The 6,018-nt window shown below is 53.8% G+C and carries 3 protein-coding genes and 2 pseudogenes; 3 read left to right on the plus strand and 2 right to left on the minus strand.

Annotation, left to right across the window (positions count from 1 at the left end; all coding sequences use genetic code 11):
* Nucleotides 1-79 precede the first annotated feature (79 nt).
* Nucleotides 80-3,121: a DNA translocase FtsK 4TM domain-containing protein gene (locus tag BBW68_RS10955; RefSeq protein WP_070135393.1), complete on the minus strand. Its 3,042-nt coding sequence runs from the start codon at nucleotides 3,119-3,121 to the stop codon at nucleotides 80-82.
* Nucleotides 3,122-3,240: 119 nt separating this feature from the next.
* On the minus strand, nucleotides 3,241-3,735 hold the full coding sequence (gene lrp, locus BBW68_RS10960; RefSeq protein WP_070135394.1) for a leucine-responsive transcriptional regulator Lrp: 495 nt from the start codon (nucleotides 3,733-3,735) through the stop codon (nucleotides 3,241-3,243).
* A 530-nt stretch (nucleotides 3,736-4,265) separates the two neighbouring features.
* Between lrp and trxB the strand changes: the two genes are divergently transcribed.
* The 3 genes and pseudogenes from trxB to BBW68_RS18860 form a co-directional block, all read left to right on the plus strand.
* Nucleotides 4,266-5,231: a thioredoxin-disulfide reductase gene (gene trxB, locus BBW68_RS10965; protein WP_070135395.1), complete on the plus strand. Its 966-nt coding sequence runs from the start codon at nucleotides 4,266-4,268 to the stop codon at nucleotides 5,229-5,231.
* 210 nt (nucleotides 5,232-5,441) lie between these two features.
* Nucleotides 5,442-5,810: pseudogene (locus tag BBW68_RS16735) on the plus strand (ABC transporter transmembrane domain-containing protein); the annotation flags it as partial.
* Between the two features lie 81 nt (nucleotides 5,811-5,891).
* Nucleotides 5,892-6,018 (plus strand): annotated as a pseudogene (locus BBW68_RS18860) (IS4-like element ISEc60 family transposase); the annotation flags it as partial.

The following is a 6,018-nucleotide window of genomic DNA, read 5'->3' on the forward strand; positions in this document are numbered from 1 at the left end:
TCTTTGCAACAGTGCCCGATGTGGGGACTGCTGGCAAAAAATCAACGAACCAGCAAAAGTGGCCTGGCCGTGATGATTATTACATTTTGTGCGGGGGTTGTGCTAGCACCTCGCGGTTACCATTATGACCCGGAAAGGAGACAATACCCTGCGCTTCCATCTGTTCGATAATGCGCGCCGCACGGTTGTAGCCGATGCGGAACTGACGCTGGACGCCGGAGATCGACGCGCGACGCTTATCAACAACGAACTGCACCGCTTGGTCAAACAGCTGATCCAGCTCTTCATCACCGTCGATACCGCCGCTGGCCTCGCTATCCTCACCACCGCTGAGAATGCCCTCTTTATACTGAGGATGTTCGCGCGCCTTCCAGTCAGCCACCACCGCGTGGACTTCCTGGTCACGCACAAACGCGCCGTGAACACGCACCGGAATCGATGAGTTTGGCGCCAGATAGAGCATGTCACCCATTCCCAGTAGAGATTCGGCACCACACTGATCGAGGATGGTACGTGAGTCAATTTTACTAGAGACGGTAAAGGCGATACGCGTCGGGATGTTAGCTTTAATTAGGCCGGTAATGACATCGACTGACGGACGCTGAGTTGCCAGCACAAGGTGAATACCCGCTGCACGCGCTTTCTGCGCAAGGCGAGCGATCAGCTCTTCCACCTTTTTTCCGACGGCCATAATCAGGTCGGCAAATTCGTCGACCATCACCACGATGTAAGGCTCTTTCTTCAGTACCGGCGGCGTCATATCCATGCTGTCGGTCGGTTTCCAGAACGGATCAGGGACTGGGCGGCCCATGGTATCAGCCATATCCACTTTTTCGTTGTAGCCCGCAATATTACGCACGCCAAGCGCCGACATCAGCTTGTAGCGGCGCTCCATCTCCACCACACACCAGTGCAGTGCATTGGCGGCATCCTTCATGTCGGTAACGACGTCGGTTAACAAATGCGGAATGCCTTCATAAACCGACAGCTCAAGCATTTTCGGGTCGATCATAATAAAGCGTATTTCTTTCGGCGTGGCTTTATACAGGATGCTGAGGATCATGGCGTTCACGCCGACCGACTTACCGGAACCGGTGGTACCGGCAACCAGCAGGTGCGGCATTTTGCCAAGATCGACCACCACCGGATTGCCGGAAATATCTTTACCCAGCACGATAGACAGCGGCGACGGGTTATCATGGAATGCCGGGCAGTCCAGCACTTCACGCAGGTAAACCGTCTGGCGATGCAGGTTTGGCAACTCGAGGCCAACATAGGGACGGCCAGGGATCACTTCCACCACACGTACCGCAACGGCTGACAGGGAACGGGCTAGGTCGCGCGACAGGTTGGAAATACGCGCTGCCTTCACACCCGGTGCCAGATCCAGCTCGAAACGAATGATCACCGGGCCTGGTGAATAACCCACGACTATCGCCTTAATGCGGTAGTCAGCCAGACGCGCTTCAATCAAGCGCGCGGTCTGTTCCAAGGCGAACTGATCGACCTGCTCGGTTTCTGCCGGTGGCGACGAGAGCAGATCGAGCGTGGGCAATGGCGTCTTCGGTTTATAAGTTGGCTGTTCATGGCGCATCAGGAACGGATGGATCAGGCTGTCCATATCCGGTTCCTGCGGCTTAGGTCCTTCAGCGGCAATCAGCTGCGGCTCGGCGGCATAACGTTGCTGTTGCTGGTCGGCAAACTTGAGAGCCAGCGCGCTCAGCAACAGAGCTTCTTCATCTTCGGCAGCAAACTCTTCGTCGTAGCGCAGCTGTGCCTGCTCAGCCGCATCCTGCTCGTCGTTACATTCAGCGTGATAAAAGGCCTCAGGCTGAGCATGACTTTGCTCCTGCTGTTTAGCCTTCTCTTCCGCCATGCGCTGCGAAGGCAGCTTAATGCCGTAGGAAGCCAGTTCGCGACGCGTTGGTAGTTTCACCGGGTTCGGGCGCGGCAGTTCAGGACCAATGCCCTGCTTCACCTGCGGATTCAGATCGTCACCGCTGATGGCGGTAAAGTCCGGCATAAACGGCGTATTGGAGGTGGCAGACTGCGCTGCGGCGACGGGAGCAGGATGAGAAGCATGCTGCGTTGAGAAATCAAACGGCGAGGAGGTGACCGTATCACGCCAGTTGCCCATCTGCGGACCGTCGTTATCTTCCACCGACTGAACCGGTACAAAAGGTGCCGGAGTCTCAGCTGCGGCAGGCACTTCAAAGCGGTATAACGGCGGCTGAGCGGGTTCAACCGACGCAGCTGAGAATTGCGGAGCGGCAGGCTGCGCCGCAGCCACTTCGCTGGCCGCAGTAATAGGTTTCGCCAAAAGCAGATCGTACTGCTCTTGATCCTCATCATCAGCATAAATTGGCTGCAGTTTTGCCAGCAGCACGTCGTCGGCATCATCCGCTTGCGCGCAGCGTTTCATTAACAGCGCTGTGGACTCCCACGCAGGACGCTCGTCTGCTTGGTACTCTTCGTCATCCTCTTCATGCCATCTTTCATCGGCGCGCGAACAGTTGCTGGCGAAGGTTAAGACTACCATCACCACACCGCCAATTTTCTCGGCAATCGTCAGCCAAGACCAGCCAGTGTAGAGCGTCAGGCCCGCAGCCCAGATGCAGAGCAGCGTCAACATGCCGCCGGGATCGCTGAAATAAGCGGTCATCGCATTACTCAGCAGGCTGCCAATCACACCGCCGGAGGCAAAGTACCAGATATCATCGGCATTCAGCGCGGCCAGCCCACAGGAGGTCACTACCAGCGCCAGCACGCCGATCAGACGGAGTGCCACGGCGAAATAGTCGATGTAATCTTGGGAGTGACGCTGACGGAAGGCAATCCAGCACGGGCCTAAAATCACCGGAGGAAGGGCGTAGGCCATCACGCCGAAAATAAAGAACAGCGTGTCAGCAATCCAAGCCCCTACGCCACCACCTAAATTGTGGATTGGCTCATGCCAGGCGGTTTGCGACCAGCTGGGATCGGAAGGGTTGAAGCTCATCAACGCCGCCATCAGATAAATGGCGAAAAGAGCAACAATAATCAGTAACGCTTCAAGAAGGCGTCGCCCACTGCTCAGCGGTTGTAACGAAACTTCTTTATCTTCTGTATATTCCTGGCTCAAGAGTACTCTCTAGGTGCCTGTAAACTATGAAGGCAACAGCGCCGGGCATGCCCGACTCTGAACTTGTATGAATACACAGGAGTGTACCGAAAACTACCGGGTTTTGCACTTGCCCTGTGTTACCGCGTTTTAATCATTAACCGATTACTTTGTTTCACTTCTTCCATGACTACATAGGTACGGGTATCGTTCACGCCCGGCAGACGCAGCAGGGTTTCGCCGAGCAGTTTACGATATGCAGACATGTCTGGCACTCGGGTTTTCAACAAGTAGTCGAAATCACCGGAAACCAAGTGACACTCTTGAGTTTCCTCAAGTTTTTGCACGGCGGCGTTAAATTGCTCAAACACATCCGGCGCATCACGATTCAGAGTAATCTCAACGAATACCAGCAGAGAAGCATCTAGGTAGTGCGGGTTTAGCTGTGCGGTATAACCGAGAATGAAACCCTGACGCTCTAGGCGGCGCACACGCTCCAAGCAGGGCGTTGGGGATAATCCTACACGTTTGGAAAGCTCGATGTTGGAAACACGACCGTCCTTCTGCAGCTCATTCAGGATATTGCGGTCGATTCTGTCGAGGTCTTTACTAGGTCGTTTTTTATTGTCTACCATTAATTATTGTCTCTCTTAAAATCCTTCCCTACCTGCCATACCCTGAATGCCATTAATGTAACAGGGTTGATCTAAGTGAAAACAGTGAGCCTAGTGAGCCTGTTGCGTAACTGATCGCTTTATCTACCTGACGCATGTTGTCCGTCCACACCATGAGTCATTGCAAATAACAGGCTGAGTTTATCCGGCCATAAACGGAAAATCCGGGATGAAATACTGGAATAGTGAGCCGAATCTCCTCTGCTTCTCATAATGTTTTCGCAAAAGCTCAGCCGATTGTCAAAGCAAAACAAATAAAATCAGAACAACATGCCATAGGAGCGGCTGTCTCTCTGTTCTTCAATGACTATTTTTGACTTAAAATGGCATAGCCCGAGCTATACAGTCTGTTTTGCAGACAACGCAGTCGTTTGCCTAGCCCAAGATTGGTTAAACCTTTAATTGTTAACAAAATTGCAGAACGCTTTCTTTGCCCCAGCAAATTCACTACAATCGCTACATCTATTTGCCAGTTAAATAATGAGGGTCTCATGAGTACGGCTAAATACAGTAAATTACTGATTATGGGTTCCGGCCCGGCGGGCTATACCGCTGCGGTGTATGCTGCGCGTGCCAACCTCAACCCGGTGCTGATCACCGGACTGGAAAAAGGCGGTCAGCTGACCACCACCACCGACGTGGAAAACTGGCCGGGTGATGCTAACGAACTGACCGGTCCCCTGCTGATGGAACGGATGCATGAGCACGCGGTGAAATTCAATACCGAGATCATCTTCGACCATATCCACAGCGTCGACCTGCAGAACCGCCCTTTCCGCCTAACCGGCAACGAAGGTGAGTACACGGCGGATGCCCTGATCATCGCTACCGGTGCGTCAGCTCGTTACCTCGGCCTGCCGTCAGAAGAGGCGTTCAAAGGCCGCGGCGTCTCCGCCTGCGCAACCTGTGACGGTTTCTTCTACCGCAACCAGAAAGTCGCAGTGATCGGCGGCGGGAACACCGCAGTGGAAGAAGCGCTCTATCTGGCGAATATCGCTGCTGAGGTGCACCTGATTCACCGTCGCGACAGCTTCCGTGCAGAAAAAATCCTGATCGACCGCCTGAATGAGAAAGTCAAAAACGGCAATATTGTGCTGCATACCGGTCATACTCTGGACGAAGTGCTGGGCGACCAGATGGGCGTCAACTCCCTGCGTTTGCGTTCGACCAAAGATGACCAGACTAAGACGCTGGACGTTGCAGGCATGTTTGTCGCGATCGGCCACAGCCCGAATACCGCGATCTTTAACGGTCAGCTGGAGCTGGAAAACGGCTACATCAAGGTACAGTCCAGCATCCACGGCAACGCAACGCAGTCCAGCATCCCGGGCGTGTTTGCTGCCGGCGATGTCATGGACCATATCTATCGTCAGGCAATTACTTCTGCCGGCACTGGCTGTATGGCCGCGCTGGACGCCGAGCGTTACCTTGACGGTTTTGTTAAAAAAAATCAGTAAGTTGTTAAACTTCTGAGCTAATCTTGCTCAAGGCGACGAGCAATTATCGCCTTTTCACCCTCCGCATTGTAACATTGCCGCGCTTGACACCGATCTACCTAGAGCCTCTGCCTCACTACTGTTTACGTCAGGGCAACACGGCAACAACAACTCACCCGCTGGTTGAAAAGTCAGAGTGTCCGCGGCGATCGCTGGCTGCGTCTCTCCTACATGCTGGGCACGTTAAGTGCGCTCCTGATCCTCACACAGGCCTAGTTCCTCGCCTCGCTACTGCAGGCGCTGCTGGTTAATCATCAACCGCACGATACGCAACTGCTGCATTTTATTCTACTGCTGGCCTGCTTTGCGGCACGCGCCGGGCTGGCGTGGCTGCGGGAAAAGGTCGGTTTTAAAACCGGTCAGGCCATCCGCTAGGTGCTGCGCCAGCAGGTGCTTAACCGCCTCTCCGATCTCAGCCCCGCTTGGGTTCAGGGCAAACCTGCCGGCAGCTGGGTTACCCTGCTGCTGGAGCAGATCGAAGAGATGCAGGATTACTACGCGCGCTATCTGCCGCAGATGATGCTGGCGGGGATCATCCCTGATGAATCCCCATAAAACAAGACAGGCATAGCGTAATGTGATCTAATTGATTGCGCTAACAATTTCAAGGAAATCACCGCTATGCCTGCCCGTGTATTATGCCAAAAATTCTTTAAAAATGTACTGAAGCCTCTGCATCTTTACTGCCAGAAATCACTGATTGATGCAACCAGTGCTGTCATAAATGGTGCCTCTCTCACTCTTACCA

The organism is Candidatus Erwinia dacicola (assembly GCF_001756855.1).
Classification (GTDB): domain Bacteria; phylum Pseudomonadota; class Gammaproteobacteria; order Enterobacterales; family Enterobacteriaceae; genus Erwinia; species Erwinia dacicola.